The sequence below is a fragment of the Streptomyces sp. NPDC026500 genome, assembly GCF_055567635.1.
In genome coordinates this window covers 21,732-41,233 of sequence record NZ_JBVHQB010000044.1, presented here as the reverse complement: position 1 = coordinate 41,233, position 19,502 = coordinate 21,732, and the positions used below count along the sequence as shown (strand labels likewise).

General features: G+C 73.4%; 2 protein-coding genes. Both read left to right on the top strand.

The genetic code is table 11. From position 1 onward, the window contains the following. On the top strand, positions 1-9,264 hold a 9,264-nt coding region (locus ACZ4N5_RS41285; RefSeq protein WP_467762111.1), incomplete at its 5' end, for a type I polyketide synthase. Between the two features lie 120 nt (positions 9,265-9,384). Then, a complete protein-coding gene (locus tag ACZ4N5_RS41280; RefSeq protein WP_467762112.1) occupies positions 9,385-19,479 on the top strand; it encodes a type I polyketide synthase in 10,095 nt (3,364 codons plus the stop codon). Positions 19,480-19,502 lie beyond the last annotated feature (23 nt).

The following is a 19,502-nucleotide window of genomic DNA, read 5'->3' as shown; positions in this document are numbered from 1 at the left end:
GGCATGGGCTGCCGCTTCCCTGGCGGTGTCCGCTCGCCCGAGGACCTGTGGCGGCTCGTCGCCACCGGTGGTGACGGCATCACCACCTTCCCCGTCGATCGCGGCTGGGACATCGACTCGCTCTACCACCCGGACCCGGACCACGCCGGCACCTCGTACACGCGGGAGGGCGGTTTCCTGCACGACGCCGCCGAGTTCGACGCGGACTTCTTCGGCATCTCCCCGCGCGAGGCGCTCGCGATGGATCCGCAGCAGCGGCTGCTGCTGGAGACCTCGTGGGAGGCCTTCGAGCGCGCGGGTATCGACCCGTCGTCGATGCGTGGCAGCCGTACGGGTGTGTTCGCGGGGGTGATGTATCACGACTACGCGATCGGTGACGGCGGTGAACTGCCCGAGGGGGTCGAGGGCTACCTCGGCACGGGTACCTCCGGCAGCATCGCCTCCGGTCGGCTCTCGTACGTGTTCGGTCTGGAAGGTCCGGCCGTCACCGTGGACACCGCCTGCTCGTCGTCGCTGGTCGCTCTGCACCTCGCCGTGCAGGCGCTGCGCAGCGGCGAGTGCGACATGGCGCTCGCCGGTGGTGTCGCGGTCATGGCGACGCCGGAGACCTTCGTGGACTTCAGTCGGCAGCGCGGTCTGTCGGTGGACGGCCGCTGCAAGTCGTTCGCGGCGGCCGCCGACGGCACGGGCTGGGGCGAGGGCGCGGGCATGCTTCTCGTGGAGCGTCTCTCGGACGCCCGGGCCAAGGGGCATCCGGTGCTCGCGGTCGTGCGTGGTTCGGCCGTCAACCAGGACGGCGCGTCCAACGGTCTGACCGCCCCGAACGGTCCCTCGCAGCAGCGCGTCATCCGTGAGGCGCTGGCGAGTGCCGGTCTGTCGACGTCCGAGGTGGACGCGGTGGAGGCGCACGGTACGGGTACGCGGCTGGGTGACCCGATCGAGGCGCAGGCGCTGCTGGCGACCTACGGCCGGGACCGTGACGAGGGTCGGCCGCTGCACCTGGGTTCGATCAAGTCGAACATCGGGCACACGCAGGCCGCGGCCGGTGTCGCGGGCATCATCAAGATGGTCATGGCGATGCGCTACGGGATGCTGCCGCAAACGCTGCACGTCGACGAGCCGACTCCGCAGGTGGACTGGGAGACGGGTGCCGTCTCGCTGCTGGCCGCGGAGGTGGCGTGGCCGGAGACGGGTCGCCCGCGCCGCGCGGGTGTCTCCTCGTTCGGTATCAGCGGCACCAACGCTCACACGATCATCGAGCAGGCCCCGGAGCCGGAGGTTTCTCCGGTGGCGGAGGTCGGTGTGGTGCCGTGGGCGCTGTCCGGGAAGAGCTCGGAGGCCCTGCGGGACCAGGCGCGAGCACTGCTCGCGTATGCGACGGGTGCTCCGGAAGTGGCTGCGAGCGAGATCGGGCGTGCCCTGGCGCTGGGCCGTGTCTCGTTCGACGAGCGGGCCGCGGTCGTGGCGGGCGACCGCGAGGGCCTGCTGGCCGGGCTAGCCGCCCTCGCCGAGGGGCGCACCGACCGCGGTGTCGTCAGCGGCTCGGCTGTCGGTGGCAAGCTTGCCTTCCTGTTCACGGGGCAGGGGAGTCAGCGGCTGGGTATGGGGCGTGAGTTGTACGCCTCGCAGCCGGTGTTCGCGGAGGCGCTGGACGCGGTGGCGGAGCGGCTGGATCTCGAACTGCCCTTGCGGGAGGTGTTGTTCGGGGATGACGCCGAGCTGTTGAACCGTACGGAGTTCGCGCAGCCTGCGTTGTTCGCGGTGGAGGTCGCCCTCTTCCGGCTGTTCGCGTCGTGGGGTGTGCGGCCGGACTTCGTGTCCGGGCACTCGATCGGTGAGATCGCGGCCGCACATGTGGCGGGCGTGCTGAGCCTGGAGGACGCCTGCAAGCTGGTGTCGGCCCGGGGTCGGTTGATGCAGGCGCTGCCCGAGGGCGGAGTCATGATCGCGCTCCAGGCGACGGAGGACGAGGTCACGCCGCTGCTCGGCGAGCGCGTGAGCATTGCCGCGATCAACGGTCCGGGGTCGGTGGTGATCGCGGGTGATGCGGAGGAGGCCGAGCGGATCGCCGGATCGTTCGGCGACCGCAAGTCGAAGCGGCTGACCGTCAGTCACGCCTTCCACTCGCCGCACATGGACGGCATGCTCGACGAATTCCGCGCCGTGGCGGAGTCCCTGACGTACGAGCTGCCGAAGATATCGGTGATCTCGAATGTGAGCGGTGCTCTTGCTTCGGAGCAGTTGACGCAGCCCGAGTTCTGGGTCCGTCACGTCCGCGAGGCGGTCCGTTTCCACGACGGAGTCCGCGCCCTGGAGACGGCGGGCGTCACCACGTTCGTCGAGCTGGGTCCGGACGGGGTGCTCTCCGCCATGGCCCAGGACTGCGTCGAGAACGCCGACGCCGCTGCCTTCGTCCCCGCCCTTCGCGGCGGGCGTGACGAGGCCGAGACAGCCGTCGCGGCCCTTGCCCAGGCCTACGTACGGGGCACCAGGTTCGACTGGCGCGCCTTCTTCGGCGGCGTCGGCGGCGACGCCTCATCGCTGACGGCCGACCTGCCGACGTACGCCTTCCAGCGCTCGCGCTACTGGCTGGACCTGTCGGGTGTCGCACGCGTGGTGGACGACGGTGTTGACGACGGTTTCTGGGACGCGGTCGAGGAGGCGGACTGGGACTCCCTGACCGCCGAACTGGACGTGGCCGACGACGCCACAGTCACCGAACTGTTGCCGGCCCTTTCGGCCTGGCGCAAGCGCCGCAAGGTCCAGTCGGACGTGGATGGTTGGCGTTACCGCGTCAGCTGGAAGCCGCTGACCGGTACCGCCGCCGACGGGCTGAGCGGTACGTGGCTGGTCGTGTCGACCGACCCGGGCCAAGCGACCGACGTGGTGGCCGCGCTGTCGGGTGCGGGCGCCGTGGTGCGTACGCTCGCCGTCGAGGCCGGTGCCGACCGCGCCGCGCTGGCCGGACTGCTCGCCGATCCGGCCGACCTCGCGGGTGTCGTCTCCCTCCTGGGTGTGGTGGAGAGCGCTGCTCTGGTGCAGGCACTGAGTGATGTCGGTGTCACGGCTCCGTTGTGGGCGGTGACGCGGGGCGCTGTTTCGGTCGGCCGCTCCGAGCGGCTGGCCGACCCGGTTGCCGCCGAGGTGTGGGGCCTGGGTCGTGTGGTGGCGCTGGAGCATCCGGACCGCTGGGGCGGCCTGGTCGACGTTCCGGCCGAGCTGGAAGAGCGGGCCGGGGCGCGGCTGGTGGGCGTGCTCGCCGGTGCGGATCCGGGCGAGGACCAGGTCGCGGTGCGTGACTCGGGCGTCTACGGCCGTCGTCTCGTCCGCGCCCCTCACAGCCAGGGTTCCTGGACCCCGTCCGGCACCGTCCTGGTCACCGGTGGGACGGGTGTGCTGGGCGGCAAGGTCGCCCGGAGGTTGGCCGCCGAGGGCGCCCAGCGCCTGGTGCTGACCAGCCGCCGGGGTATGGATGCCCCGGGTGCTGCCGAACTCGCCGCCGAACTGACCGACTTGGGTGTGGACGTGTCCGTGGTGGCGTGCGATGCCGCGGACCGGGACGCGCTGCGCGAGCTGCTTGCCGCCGAGGCGGACGTCTTGACGGCCGTGGTCCACACCGCCGGCGTCCTCGACGACGGCATGCTCGACACGCTCACCCCGGTCCGTTTCGCCGCAGTCCTTCGGGCCAAGGCGGAATCGGCCCGCAACCTGCACGAGCTGACGGGCGAACTCGGCATAGAGCTCGATGCGTTCGTGCTGTTCGCCTCCATGAGCGGCACCATCGGCACGGCGGGTCAGGCCAACTACGCCGCCGCCAACGCCTACTTGGACGCCCTGGCCGAGCAGCGCCGCGCGGACGGGCTGGCCGCGACCTCGCTCGCCTGGGGCCCGTGGGCCGACGGCGGTATGGCCGCCGACCAGGTGCTGGAGGCCCGTATGCGCCAGGGCGGTGTGCCGCCGATGGCGCCCGAGGCAGCGCTGACGGCGATGGTTCGCAGCGTCGGTTCCACCGAGGCGGCCCTGCTGGTGGGCGACGTGGACTGGCAGCGCTACGCCCCGACCCTCACCGCCGTACGGCCGTCCGGTCTGCTGTCCGAGCTGCCCGAGGCGCGGGTCGAGGAGGTGGCGTCGGCCGGTTCCGCCGGAGGGGCGGTACCGCTGGCGGCGCGACTGGCCGGCCAGTCGCGGGCCGAGCAGGAGAAGGAGCTGCTGGCTCTGGTCCGTACCCAGGTGGCGGCCGTGCTCGGGCACGGCGGATCGGAGTCCGTGGGAGCCGAACGCGCCTTCAAGGAGCTGGGGTTCGACTCGCTCACCGCCGTCGAGCTGCGCAACCGGCTCGGTGCCGCCACCGGCGTGCGCCTTTCCGCGACGCTCGTCTTCGACTATCCGACGGCGGCGGCCCTGGCGCAGCACCTGCGAGACGAACTGCTGGGCAGTCAGCCGGTGTTGGAGGCCACCCCGGCGGCGGCGCCCGCGGTGGACGACGACCCGATCGCGATCGTCGCGATGAGCTGCCGGTTCCCCGGCGGCGTACGGACACCCGAGGACCTCTGGAAGCTTCTACTCGAAGGCGGCGACGCCATCGGGGAGTTCCCGACCGACCGCGGGTGGGACCTCGACAAGCTCTACAGCCCCGACCCCGACAAGCAGGGCACCTTCTATGCCCGTGAGGGCGGGTTCCTGTACGAAGCGGCCGAGTTCGACGCGGACTTCTTCGGGATCTCGCCGCGCGAGGCGCTGGCGATGGACCCGCAGCAGCGATTGCTCCTCGAAACCTCGTGGGAGGCGTTCGAGCGGGCAGGCATCGACCCGAACTCGCTGCGCGGCAGCCAGGCCGGTGTGTTCGTCGGCACCAACGGCCAGGACTACGGGGCGACATTGCGTGCGGTCCCGGACGGCATCGAGGGCTTCCTCGGCACGGGCAGCGCGGCGAGCGTCGTCTCCGGCCGCCTTTCCTACGCCTTCGGTCTTGAGGGCCCGGCGGTGACCGTCGACACGGCCTGCTCGGCGTCGCTGGTCGCCCTGCACTGGGCGGCCCAGGCGCTGCGCAACGGCGAGTGCGATCTGGCCCTCGCGGGCGGCGCGACCGTGATGTCGTCCCCGGGCGCGTACATCGACTTCAGTCGGCAGCGCGGGCTCGCGGCGGACGGTCGGGTCAAGGCGTTCGCCGCCACGGCCGACGGAACGGGCTGGGGTGAGGGCGTGGGCATGCTGCTCGTGGAGCGGCTGTCCGACGCCCGCCGCAACGGTCACCCGGTGCTGGCGATCGTGCGTGGCTCGGCCATCAACCAGGACGGTGCGTCCAACGGTCTGACCGCTCCCAATGGTCCGTCCCAACAGCGGGTCATACGCGCCGCGTTGGCGAATGCCGGGCTGTCCACCGGCCAGGTGGACGCGGTGGAGGCGCACGGCACCGGCACCCGGCTGGGCGACCCCATCGAGGCGCAGGCCCTGTTGGCGACGTACGGGAAGGACCGTCCGGAGGGGCTGCCGCTGCACCTGGGCTCCATCAAGTCGAACATCGGGCACACACAGGCCGCGGCCGGTGTCGCGGGCGTGATCAAGATGGTGCTCGCGATGCGGCACGGCGTGCTCCCGCCCACGCTGCACGTGGACGAGCCGACGCCGCACGTCGACTGGGAGGCGGGCGACATCTCGCTGCTCACCGAGGCGACGGCGTGGCCGGAGACCGGCCGTCCGCGCCGGGCCGGCATCTCCTCCTTCGGCTTCAGCGGGACGAACGCGCACAGCGTCCTGGAGCAGGCCCCCGCCTCCCCGGAGGAGGATCGGCCCGCCCCGACGTCCGCCGGCGAGGTCGTGCCGTGGCTCCTGTCGGCCAAGACCGACACGGCCCTTCGGGCCCAGGCCCGTGCGCTGCGCGCCCGGGTCGCCTCCCACGGTTCGCCGGCCCCGATCGACGTCGCCCACTCCCTCGCCACCTCCCGGGCCGCCCTGGACCACCGTGCGGTGGTCGTCGGCGCCGACCGGGACGCCTTCCTCGCGGCGCTCGACGCGCTGGCGGCGGGCGACCAGGCACCGGAAACGGTGCGCGGCATCGCCATCGACGGCGCACTCGCCTTCCTGTTCACCGGGCAGGGGAGCCAGCGGCTGGGTATGGGGCGGGAGTTGAACGCGGCGTACCCGGTCTTCGCGATGGCGCTGGATGCGGTGGCGAGTCGGATGGACCTCGAACTCCCGCTGAAGGACGTGCTGTTCGGGGACGATGCGGAGCTGCTGAACCGTACGGAGTTCGCGCAGCCGGCGCTGTTCGCCGTCGAGGTGGCGTTGTTCCGGCTCGTCGAGTCGTGGGGCCTCGCGCCTGACTTCGTCGCCGGGCACTCGATCGGTGAGATCGCTGCCGCGCATGTGGCCGGGGTGCTGTCCCTGGACGACGCGTGCCGGCTCGTCTCGGCCCGAGGACGGCTGATGCAGGCCCTTCCCGCGGGTGGGGTGATGATCGCGCTGGAGGCGACCGAGGACGAGGTCGTGCCGCTCCTGAACGAGTGCGTGAGCATCGCCGCCATCAACGGTCCGCGGTCGGTCGTGATCGCCGGCGACGCGGATGAGTCGGAGAGGATCGCCGGATCGTTCAAGGACCGCAGGTCCAAGCGCCTCGCGGTCAGTCACGCGTTCCACTCGCCGCACATGGACGGGATGCTCGCCGACTTCCGCAAGGTCGCCGAGGGCCTGACCTACGAATCCCCCCGTATCCCGGTCGTGTCGAACCTGACCGGCACGGTGGTCACGGACGACATGACCGACCCCGACTTCTGGGTCCGGCACGTCCGTGAGGCGGTCCGCTTCGCCGACGGTATCCGCACTCTGGAGGCCCAGGGCGTCACCACTTACCTGGAGTTGGGCCCCGACGGGATCCTCTCGACCATGGCCCAGGACTGCGTGGGGAACGAGAACGCCGTCTTCGCCCCCGCCCTCCGAGGCGGCCGTGACGAGGTCCGGACCGCTCTGGCGGCCCTCGCCACGGCGTACGCCCACGGGGCGCGCGTCGACTGGGCGACGTACTTCGCAGGTACGGGCGCCGAGCGCGTGGACCTGCCCACGTACGCCTTCCAGCGCAAGCGCTACTGGCTGGAGGAGGCGGTGGTCACCGGTGCGGCGACCGGGGGAACGGACACCGGAGGCGCGGTGGACGCCGAGTTCTGGGCGGCCGTGGACACGGCGGACCCGGCCGCGCTCTCCGGCGCGCTGGGCGTGGACGCCGACCAGCCGCTCAGTGCCCTGCTGCCCGCACTGTCCGCATGGCGGCGCAGGCGCGCCGAGCGATCCGTCGCGGACGGGTGGCGGTACGCCGTCACCTGGCGACCGGCGGGCCTGACGCCCGGCGCCCGGCCCACGGGGACCTGGCTGTTGGTGACGCCCGAGGGCGGTCACGCGGTCGCCGACGCGGTGCGGGCGGCCCTGGCCGGGGCCGGCACGGACGTACGCGAGGTGACCGTCGCAGCGGCCGCCGCCGACCGCGCGGCGCTGGCCGACCGGCTGCGCGCGGCGCTCGCAGGCAGCGCGGCCGACGGCGTGCTGTCCTTGCTGGCGCTCGCCGAGGACCCGCACCCCGCCCACCCGGCGGTGCCGACCGGGCTGATCCAGACGGGCGTTCTCGTCCAGGCCCTCGGCGACGCCGGGATCGACGCACGGCTGTGGTGCGCCACCGCCGGCGCCGTGGCCGTCACCCCGGCCGAGAAGGTCGAGAGCGTGGCCCAGGCGCAGGTCTGGGGCCTGGGCCGGGTCGTCGCGCTGGAGCATCCGGAGCGCTGGGGCGGGCTCCTGGACCTGCCGGTCGTACGGGACGAGCGGGCCGGCGACCTGTTGCTCGCCGCGCTCGCCGGCCAGGGCGACGAGGACCAGCTCGCGGTACGTGCCTCAGGGCTGCTGGCCCGTCGCATCGGCCACGCCGCGACCGGCGGCGAACTCCCCGAGGGGCGCACCGCGTGGACCCCGCGCGGCACCGTCCTCGTCACCGGAGGCACCGGGGCGCTCGGCGGGCACGTCGCCCGCTGGCTTGCGGACGGCGGGGCCGAGCACGTGGTGCTGGTCGGCCGGCGCGGACCGGGCGCGCCGGGAGCGGGCGAACTGGTGCGGGAAATCGAGGAGTCGGGTGCACGTGCCACGGTCGTCGCCTGCGACGTGACCGACCGGAACGCGGTGTCCGGACTGCTCGCAGGGCTGACCGGCCTGACGGCGGTCTTCCACACCGCGGGTGCCGGACAGTTCACGCCGCTCGACGACATCGCGCCCGACGGGCTCGCCGAGGTGGTCGACGCCAAGGTCACCGGCGCCACACACCTGGACGAGTTGCTGGGCGACACGGAGTTGGACGCCTTCGTCCTCTTCTCGTCCATCGCCGGCGTCTGGGGCAGCGGCGGCCAGGCCGCCTATGCCGCCGCCAACGCCCACCTGGACGCCCTCGCGCAGCGGCGCCGAGCCGACGGCCGCACGGCCACCTCCGTGGCCTGGGGCCCGTGGGACGGCGGCGGTCTGGTCGCCGACGAGGAAGCCGCCGAGCAGCTGCGTCGTCGCGGACTGGCTCCCATGGCACCGGAGTTCGCGATGGGCGCCTTGCAGCAGGTGCTGGACACGGACGACACGGCCGTGACGATCGCGGACGTCGACTGGGAGCGGTTCGTGCCGGCCTTCGTCGCGGCCCGCTCCCGGCCGCTCATCGCCGATCTGCCCGAGGTGCGCCGCGCGCTCGCCGAGGAACAGCAGGAGGCGGCCGGCGCCCAAGTCGCCGATATCGCAGCCGAGTTGCGCGGCAAGTCGGCGGAGGAGGCGGAACGCGTCGCTCTGGACCTGGTCCGTACGCACGTCGCGGCCGTGCTCGGCCACGACGGCGCGGCCGAGATCGCGGCCACGCACGCCTTCAAGGAACTGGGCTTCGACTCGCTGACGGCGGTCGAACTGCGCAACCGCCTCAACTCCGCCACTGGACTGAAGCTTTCGGCCGCGCTGGTCTTCGACCACCCCACCCCGACCGCACTGGCCGCCCACATCCGGGCGGAACTCCTGGGCGAGGACACCTCGGCACCGCTGCCCGCCCTCGCCGAGATCGACAAGCTGGAATACCTCCTCACCTCGGTCCCCGGGGAAACCACCGAACGCGCCCGCGTCACCGCACGGCTCGAAGCGCTCCTGGCCAACTGGAACAGGGCGGAGCGAGCGGTCATCGGAGAGGGCGACGAAGAATCCCTCGACTCGGTATCCGCCGACGACCTCTTCGACATCATCAACAACGAATTCGGAAAATCCTGACCTGATGACCGATCCGATGGCCTATCTGACCACCGATCCGATGATCGAGCCCGTTTTCCGCATCCATTTCGCAGTTTCCCAGGAGGTGACGTTCCGATGACCGGCGCGAACGAAGAAAAACTGCTCGAAAACCTGAAGTGGATGACCGCGGAGCTGCGCCGAGCCCGGCGCCGCCTCCAGGAGACCGAGGCGGATGCCCGGGAGCCGATCGCGATCGTGGCGATGAGCTGCCGTTTCCCCGGCGGCGTGCGCTCGCCCGAAGACCTTTGGCACCTGGTGGCCGAGGGCGGCGACGCCATCTCCGGATTCCCCGTCGACCGGGGCTGGGACGTCGCTTCCCTCGCCGACCCCGACCCGGACAAGAAGGGAACCTTTTACAACACCGGCGGCGGATTCCTCGACGGCGCCACGGAATTCGACCCCGGATTCTTCGGGATATCCCCGCGCGAGGCACTCGCCATGGACCCCCAGCAGCGCCTGCTGCTGGAGACCTCCTGGGAGGTCTTCGAACGGGCCGGAATCGACCCCACCGAGGTCCGCGGCAGCCGCACCGGCGTCTACGTCGGCGCAGGCGCCATGGGGTACGGCGCCGACCTCGCAGAGGTCCCGGAAGGGCTGGAGGGACTGCTGCTCACGGGCGCCGCCACCAGTGTCCTGTCCGGCCGGCTCGCGTACGTCTTCGGACTGGAGGGCCCGGCCGCCACCATCGACACCGCCTGCTCGTCCTCGCTGGTCGCCCTGCACCTGGCCGCCCAGGCACTGCGTCAGCGCGAGTGCTCGCTCGCCCTGGTCGGCGGCGTGTGTGTGATGCCCAACCCGGACGTCTTCGTCGAGTTCAGCCGGCAACGCGGGCTCGCCGCCGACGGGCGCTGCAAGTCCTTCGCCGCCTCCGCGGACGGCACCGGCTGGTCCGAAGGCGTCGGCGTGCTCCTCGTGGAGCGCCTGTCCGACGCCCGGCGCAACGGCCACCAGGTCCTCGCCGTCGTGCGCGGCTCCGCCGTCAACCAGGACGGCGCCAGCAACGGCCTCACCGCCCCCAACGGGCCCGCCCAGCAGCGCGTCATCCGCCAGGCGCTGGAGAACGCCCAGCTCTCCGCGGCCGAGATCGACGTGGTCGAGGCGCACGGCACCGGCACCACCCTCGGCGACCCCATCGAGGCCCAGGCCCTGCTCAACACCTATGGCCAGGACAGGGCCGCCGACCGGCCACTGCGCCTGGGCTCGCTGAAGTCCAACCTCGGGCACACCCAGGCCGCCGCCGGTGTCGCGGGCATCATCAAGATGGTCATGGCCATGCGCCACGGCGTAATGCCGAAGACCCTGCACGTGGACGAGCCCACTCCGGCCGTGGACTGGTCCGGCGGCGCCGTCACGCTGCTCACCGAGGCCGAGCCCTGGCCCAGCACCGACGCGCCCCGCCGCGCGGCCGTCTCGGCCTTCGGCGTCAGCGGCACCAACGCGCACACCGTCCTCGAACAGGCCCCCGAGCCGGAGGCCGAGGAGGAGACCGCCGCGCCGGTCACCGCTCCCGCCGTACTGCCCTGGACCATCTCCGGCCGCAGTGACGCCGCCCTGCACGCCCAGGCCGCCCGGCTGCACGCCGCGGTCGGTACCGACCTCGTCGGCGCGCGCCCGCTCGACCTCGCCCACTCACTCGCCACCACCCGCGCCGCCCAGGAGCACCGCGCCGTGCTCATCGGCCGCACCGGTGACGATCTGACCCGCACCCTCGCGGCCCTCGCCGAGGGGGAGTCGGCCCCCGGACTGGTGCGGGGCACGGCCATCAAGGCCGGTCGCACGGCGTTCCTGTTCACGGGGCAGGGCAGTCAGCGGCTCGGGATGGGCCGTGGGCTCTACGCGGCCCACCCGGTCTTCGCCCGTGCCCTGGACGAGGTCTGCGCCGAGCTCGACCGCCACCTCGAACTGCCGCTGAAGGAAGTGCTGTTCGGGGACGATGCGGAGCTGCTGAATCGTACGGAGTTCGCGCAGCCTGCGTTGTTCGCCGTAGAGGTGGCGTTGTTCCGGCTGTTCGAGTCGTGGGGTGTGAAGCCGGACTTCGTCGTCGGCCATTCGATCGGTGAGATCGCGGCCGCCCATGTGGCAGGGGTGCTGTCGCTGGAGGACGCCTGCAAGCTGGTGTCCGCCCGGGGTCGGCTGATGCAGGCGTTGCCCGAGGGCGGGGTGATGATCGCGCTTCAGGCCAAGGAGGACGAGGTCACGCCGCTGCTCAACGAGCGCGTGAGCATTGCCGCCGTCAACGGCCCGCAGTCCGTGGTGATCGCGGGAGATGCGGAGCAGGCGGAAAGGATTGCGCGATCGTTCAGCGGTCGCAAGTCCACGCGGCTCACCGTGAGTCACGCCTTCCACTCGCCGCACATGGACGGCATGCTGGACGCCTTCCGCGAGGTCGCGGAATCCCTGACGTACGAGCTGCCGAAGATATCGGTGATCTCGAATGTGAGCGGTGCTCTCGCTTCGGAGCAGTTGACGCAGCCCGAGTTCTGGGTCCGTCACGTCCGCGAGGCGGTCCGTTTCCACGACGGCATCCGCGCCCTGGAGACCGCGGGCGTCACCACGTTCGTCGAGCTGGGCCCGGACGGTGTGCTCTCCGCCATGGCCCAGGACTGCGTCGAGAACGACGACGCCGCTGCCTTCGTCCCCGTCCTGCGCGCCGGGCGCGACGACAACGAGACCGCCGTCACCGCGCTCGCCCTCGCGCACGTAAACGGCACGCGCGTCGACTGGGCCGCGTACTTCGCCGGTACGGGCGCCCGCCGGGTCGACCTCCCGACGTACGCCTTCCAGCGCGAGCGCTACTGGCTGGAGCCCGGCTTCGGCGGCACCGGAGACGTGAGCGGGGCCGGGCTGGACCCCGCCGGGCACCCGTTGCTCGGCGCGGCCGTCGCGCTGGCCGACACCGACGGCGTCCTGCTCACCGGTCGGCTCGCCCCGGGCGCGCGGCCCTGGGCCGGGGCCGAGGGTGTGCTGCCCGGTGCCGCGCTCGTCGAGCTCGCCCTGCACGCCGCCGACCGGGCCGGCTGCGGGTACGTCGAGGAGCTGACGCCCGGGGCGCCGCTCACGCTGCCCGCCGAGGGCGCCGTACGGCTCCAGGTGTTCGTGGCGGGCGCCGACGAGCGGGGCCGCCGTGCCCTGACCGTCTCCGCGCGCGCCGAGGACGCCCCGGCGGACGCGCCCTGGACCTGCCACGCCCGAGGGGTCGTCGCGCCCACTGCGCCGGCCGCGCCGTTCGAGCTGGCGCAGTGGCCGCCGGTCGGCGCCGAACCCGTGCCGGCCGACGCGCCGACCGGGACGGACCTGGTCGAGGCCGCCTGGCGGCGCGACGGGGACCTCTTCGTCGAGGTGCGGCTGCCCGAGGACGACGCCGAGGCGGGCCGCTTCGGCCTTCACCCGGCGCTGCTCGACGCCGTCGCCCGGGCCGCCCGCGCTCTGGACGGCGAGCCGCCCGCCACCGGCCCGGTAGCGGGCGCCTGGACCGGCGTCGCCCTGCACGCGCACGGCGCCGGCGCGCTGCGCGCCCGCATTCGCTCCCTCGGTGACGGCGCCCTGACGCTCGACCTCGCCGACGACCTCGGCGACCCGGTCGCCACCGTGGGCATGCTCGTACCGAACCCCTACGCGCAGGTCGACGAGGGCACGCCCGACGTCGTCCGCGACGCGCTGTTCCAGCTCGACTGGGTGCCCGTGAGCCCGGCCGCCGGAGCCTCAGGGGGCTGGGCGGTGCTCGGGACCGACGCGTTCGGTCCCGCCACCCCCTACGCGGACCTGGCGGCGCTGGCCGCCGCGATCGACGCCGGGGCACCCGTACCGGCGTACGTCGTCGCCCCGCTCGTGCCGGCCGGTCCGGAGGCGGACGACGACCGGACCGGAGCACTGCACGCGGCGACGCGGCGCGCGCTCGCGCTCGTCCAGGAGTGGACGGCCGACGAGCGGTTCGCCGACGCACGCCTCGTCGTGGTGACCCGGGGCGCGGTCGCCGCTCCCGACGAGTCGGTGACAGACCTGGCGCACGCCGCCGTCTGGGGCCTGGTGCGCTCCGCCGAGACGGAGAACCCCGGCCGGTTCGTCCTGGCAGATCTGGACGTGTCGGACGCGGACGTCTCGGCCGGGGTCCTCGCGGGCCTGGCCTGCGGAGAGCCGGAACTCATGCTGCGCGCCGGGGAGTTCTGCGCGCCCCGCCTCACCCGCAGCCGCCCCGGCGCCCGTGCCGAGGTGTCCGCCCTCGACCCGGACGGCACCGTCCTGATCACCGGCGGCACCGGCACCCTCGCCGGGATCGTCGCCCGTCACCTGGTCGCCGAGCACGGCGTACGGCACCTGCTGCTGCTCAGCCGCCGTGGCGCCGAGGCGCCGGACGCTCCCGAACGGGCAGCCGAGCTGGCCCAGTTGGGCGCCGACGTCACCTGGGCGGCCTGCGACGCCGCCGACCGGGACGCACTGGCAGGTGTCCTCGCCTCCGTGTCCGCCGAGCACCCGCTGACGGCGGTCGTGCACACCGCCGGTGTCCTCGACGACGGCGTGCTGGCCTCCCTCACGCCCGAGCGCCTGGCCGCCGTTCTGCGGCCGAAGGCGGACGCCGCGCTCCACCTGCACGAGCTGACCCGGGACCTGCCGCTCGCGGCGTTCGTCCTCTACTCCGCCGTCGCCGGCACCCTCGGTGCGGCGGGCCAGGCCAACTACGCCGCCGCCAACGTCCTGTTGGACGCGCTCGCCCAGCACCGCCGCGCCCAAGGACTGCCGGCCACCTCGCTCGCCTGGGGTAGGTGGACCGACGCGAGCACCATGACCGGCGCACTCGACGCGGCCCAGTTGCGCCGCATGGAGCGGCATGGCGTGGGCGCGCTGTCCGCCACCGACGGCATGGCCCTGCTCGACGCGGCCCTCGCCGCCGACCGTGCGCTCCTGGTGCCGGCCCGGCTGAACCTCACCGCGCTGCGTGCCGCCGCCGGGCCCGGCCCGGTCGCCCCGGTGTTCCGGACACTCCTGGGCGCCGGCGGCCGGCGCAGGGCCCACCTGCGCGCCGGGGGCGGCACCCCGCTCGCCGAGCGCCTGCGACGGCTGCCCGTCGCCGAACAGGACCGGGCCCTGCTCGACCTGGTCCGTAAGCAGGTCGCCGGCACCCTCGGACACGCCTCGCCCGAACAGGTCGACACGGCAAAGGCGTTCAAGGACCTCGGCTTCGACTCGCTGACCGCCGTAGAGCTGCGCAACCGGATGAACACCGCCACGGGGCTGAAGCTCTCCGCCACCCTCGTCTTCGACTACGCCTCGCCCGCCGTCCTCGCCCGCCATCTGCGCGACGAACTCCTCGGCGGAGACGCGAACTTCGAGACTTCGGATGGCGAGGGCGTGCCGCAGACCGCCGCGGGCCCCGCCGACGACCCCATCGCCGTCGTGGGCATGAGCTGCCGATACCCCGGCGGTGTGCGCACCCCCGAGGACCTGTGGCGACTCGTCGAGTCCGGCGCCGACGCGATCTCCGGGCTGCCCGTGAACCGGGGCTGGGAGACCGCGGGCCGGCTCACCGGCCAGGACGGCCGGCCCTTCACCGGCGGCTTCCTGCACGACGCCGACACCTTCGACGCCGACTTCTTCGGCATCTCCCCGCGCGAGGCCCTGGCCATGGACCCCCAGCAGCGGCTGCTGCTGGAAACCGCCTGGGAGGCCGTCGAGCGGGCCGGCATCGACCCGAACTCGCTGCGCGGCAGCCGCGCCGGTGTCTTCGTCGGCGCGGGCTACGGCGCCTACGACGCCCACCTGGAGGAGTCCGGAGCGGACGGCGTGAGCGGCCATGTGATGACCGGCAACGCGGGCAGCGTGCTGTCCGGCCGCGTCTCCTACGTCCTCGGACTCGAAGGCCCCGCGGTCACGGTCGACACAGCCTGCTCCTCCTCGCTCGTCGCCCTGCACTGGGCGGTCCAGGCGCTGCGCAACGGCGAGTGCGACATGGCCCTCGCCGGTGGCGTCACCGTGATGTCCACCCCGGGGACCTTCACCGAGTTCAGCCGGCAAGGCGGCCTGTCGCCCGACGGGCGTTGCAAGGCGTTCGCGGCGGCTGCGGACGGTACGGGCTGGGGCGAGGGCGTGGGCATGCTGCTCGTGGAGCGGCTGTCGCAGGCCCGCGCCAAGGGCCATCCGGTGCTCGCGGTGGTCCGTGGTTCGGCCGTGAACCAGGACGGCGCCTCCAACGGTCTGACCGCGCCCAACGGTCCGTCCCAACAGCGCGTCATCCGCGCCGCGTTGGCGAGCGCGGGACTGGCCGCAAACGAGGTCGACGCGGTCGAGGCGCACGGCACGGGAACGCGACTGGGCGACCCGATCGAGGCCCAGGCCCTGCTGGCGACCTACGGCCGAGAGCGTGACGCGGACCGGCCTCTGCTGCTCGGCTCCGTCAAGTCCAACCTCGGGCACACGCAGGCCGCGGCCGGAGTCGCGGGCGTCATCAAGATGGTCATGGCGATGCGGAACGGGGTCCTGCCCCGGACCCTGCACGTGGACGAGCCGACGCCGCACGTCGACTGGACGTCCGGGGACATCTCCCTGCTCACCGAGGCGGTCGCCTGGCCCGAGACCGGCCGTCCGCGCCGCGTCGGCATCTCGTCCTTCGGCATCGGCGGCACCAACGCCCACACGATCGTGGAGCAGGCCCCGGAGTCGGTGGCCGCCGCAGTGGGGGAGACCCCGACAGGGCCCGCGCACCCGCTGCCGTTCCTGCTCTCGGCCCGCACCGAGGACGCCCTCCGCGCCCAGGCCGCCCACCTGCTCGCGTCGGTCGAGGCCACCGAGGGGACGCGCCCGCTCGATCTCGCCCACTCGCTGGCGACCGGTCGCGCGCACCTCGACCGGCGCGCGGCGATCGTCGCCGGGGACCGTACGGAGCTCACCGAGGCCCTGGCGCGCCTGGCCGCCGGCGAACCGGCGCCCAGCACCGTCACCGGCTCGACCGGCGACGGCCGCACCGCCTTCCTGTTCACCGGGCAGGGGAGTCAGCGGCTGGGTATGGGGCGTGAGTTGTATGCGTCCCAGCCGGTGTTCGCGGCGGCGCTGGATGCGGTGGCGAGCCGGATGGACCTCGAACTCCCGCTGAAGGACGTGCTGTTCGGGGACGATGCGCAGCTGCTGAATCGTACGGAGTTCGCGCAGCCTGCGTTGTTCGCGGTGGAGGTGGCGTTGTTCCGTCTCGTCGAGTCGTGGGGCCTCGCACCGGACTTCGTGTCCGGTCACTCGATCGGTGAGATCGCGGCTGCGCACGTGGCCGGGGTGCTGAGCCTCGACGATGCCTGCACGCTGGTGTCCGCTCGTGGTCGGTTGATGCAGGCCCTGCCGGAGGGTGGGGTGATGGTCGCGCTGGAGGCGGCCGAGGCGGAGGTCGCGCCGCTCCTGAGCGAGCGCGTGAGCATCGCGGCGATCAACGGGCCCCGGTCCGTGGTGATCGCGGGTGACCTGGACGAGGCGGAGAGGGTTGTCCGCTCGTTCAAGGACCGCAAGTCCAAGCACCTCACGGTCAGTCACGCGTTCCACTCGCCGCACATGGACGGCATGCTCGCCGACTTCCGCAAGGTCGCCGAGGGCCTGACCTACGAGAGCCCCCGTATCCCGATCGTCTCCAACCTCACAGGCACGGTGGTCACCGACGACATGACCGACCCCGACTTCTGGGTCCGGCACGTCCGTGAGGCCGTGCGCTTCAGCGACGGCATCCGCACCCTCGAAGCCGCGGGTGTGACCACGTACCTCGAACTCGGCCCCGACGGCGTCCTCTCCGCCATGGCCCAGGAGTCCGTCGACAACCCCGACACCACCGTCTTCACCTCCGCCCTGCGCGCAGGTCGGGAGGAGACCCACACCCTCACCACCGCCCTCGCCCGCGCCCACGTCCACGGCACCCCCGTCGACTGGACCGCGTACTACTCCGGCACGGGCGCCGGGCGCGTCGACCTGCCGACGTACGCCTTCCAGGGGCGGCGCTTCTGGCCCGAGCCCGTCGGCGCGGGCGCTGCGGCGCCCGGCCGCGGCCTCGAGGAGACGAACGTCGACGCCCGCTTCTGGGACGCGGTCGAGCGGGCGGACCTCGCCTCGCTCGTCGGCGCGGAACTGGACGCGGACCGGCCGCTGGCCGACGTACTGCCGGCGCTGTCGGCCTGGCGCCGCGACCAGCAGGACCGTTCGCGGGTCGACGGCCTGCTCTACCGGGTCGCCTGGCAGCCGTGGTCCGGTGCGCGGACGGGCACGCCCTCGGGTACGTGGCTCGTCGCTGTACCGGCTTCGCACGCCGAGGACGCTTGGGTGCGCGCGCTGACGGACCGGATGGGCGGGGGCGGCGCACGGGTCGTACCGCTCGCGCTCGACGCCGAGGACGCCGACCCGAGCGTGCTCGGTGCGCGCCTTGCCGCCGTGGACGGGCCGCTCGCCGGTGTGCTCTCCCTGCTGGCGCTGGACGAGCGCCAGCACCCGGACCACCCGGGCGTTCCCGTCGGGCTCGCGCTGACCTCCGCGATCGCCGGCGTGATCGACGGGCTCGGTGCCCCGCTGTGGTGCGTCACCCGGGAGGCCGTCGCGGCGCTGCCCGACGACACCCTCGCAGGTGCCGCCCAGACGCAGGTCTGGGGCCTGGGCCGAGTCGTAGCCCTGGAGCACCCGGAGAACTGGGGCGGACTCATGGACCTGCCCGCGACCTGCGACGACCGCGTCCTGGCCGCCGCGATGGCCGTGCTCGCCGCGGCGGGCGACGAGGACCAGGTGGCGGTCCGCGCCACCGGCACCGTCGTACGACGCCTGGTACGCGGTGCCGGGTCCGCCGCGCCCGACTCGGGCTGGACCCCGCGCGGCACGGTCCTCGTCACGGGCGGCACCGGCGCGCTCGGCCGCCACGTCGCGCGCCGGCTCGCCGAGCGCGGCGCCGAGCACCTCGTACTGGTCAGCCGGCGCGGCGCCGACGCCCCCGGGGAGGCCGACATCGAGGCCGAACTGACCGCGCTCGGTGCCTCCGTGACCCTCGCGGCCTGCGATGTCGCCGACCGTGAGGCGCTGGCCGCGCTGGTGGCCGGGCTCGCCCGGGCCGGTACGCCGGTACGGGCCGTGGTGCACGCGGCGGGCGTCTCACAGCCGCCCGGCACCGCCGAGGACCTGCCCGGTTTCGCCCGGGTGGTGGCCGCCAAGACGGCGGGCGCCGTTCACCTGGACGCGCTGTTCGACACGCCGGACTCGCTCGACGCGTTCGTGCTCTTCTCGTCGATCGCGGGCGTGTGGGGCAGCGGCGGCCAGGGCGCGTACGCGGCGGCCAACGCCTTCCTCGACGCGCTCGCCGAGCGGCGCGCGGCCCGCGGCCTGGCCGCCACCGCCGTGGCCTGGGGCCCGTGGGCGGAGAGCGGCATGGCCACCGAGGGCGACGCCGAGGAGCAGCTCACCCGCCGCGGCCTGCCGCCCGTCGCCCCCGCCACCAACCTGCTCGCCCTGGAGCGGGCCGTGGCAGGCGGGGACGCGACCCTGACCGTCGCCGACGTGGACTGGGCGCGCTTCGCGCCCGTTTTCGCCGCGGCCCGGCCCCGCCCGCTCGTCGGTGACCTGCCCGAGGTGCGCGACGCGCTGCGCGGCACGGCCGGCGACACGCCGGAGTCGGCCGACGCCACGCCCGAGGCGCTGCGCCGACTGGCCGAACTGACCGGGGACGAGCGAGCCGCCGCGCTGCTGGAGCTGGTGCGCGAACACACGGCGACCGCCCTCGGCCACGCTTCCGCAGACGCCGTCGCACCCGAACGTGCCTTCAAGGAGCTCGGGTTCGACTCCCTCACCGCCGTCGAGCTGCGCAACCGGCTCGGCGCCGCGTGCGGGCTGCGCCTGCCGTCCAGCCTGGTCTTCGACCACCCCAACCCGCAGGCTCTGACCCGGCACCTGCTGGCGTCCCTGTTCCCCGACGGCGACGGCACCGCCGCCCCGGTCGTGGACACCGACCCGCGGGACGCCGAACTGCGCCGGACTCTCGCCACCGTGCCGCTGGGACGCATCCGCGAGGCCGGCCTCCTCGACACGCTGCTCCGACTCGCCGGACCTGACACCCCCAGCCCCGTGGACCCGGCCGACGAGGCCGAATCCCTCGAATCCATCGACTCGATGGACCTCCAGAGCCTCCTCGACCTGGCGCTCGACGGCGCCGACGGCTCCGGACAAGACGACGACACCGACAGCAACCGATTCTGACGCGCCCGAAGTGCGGAGTGAGT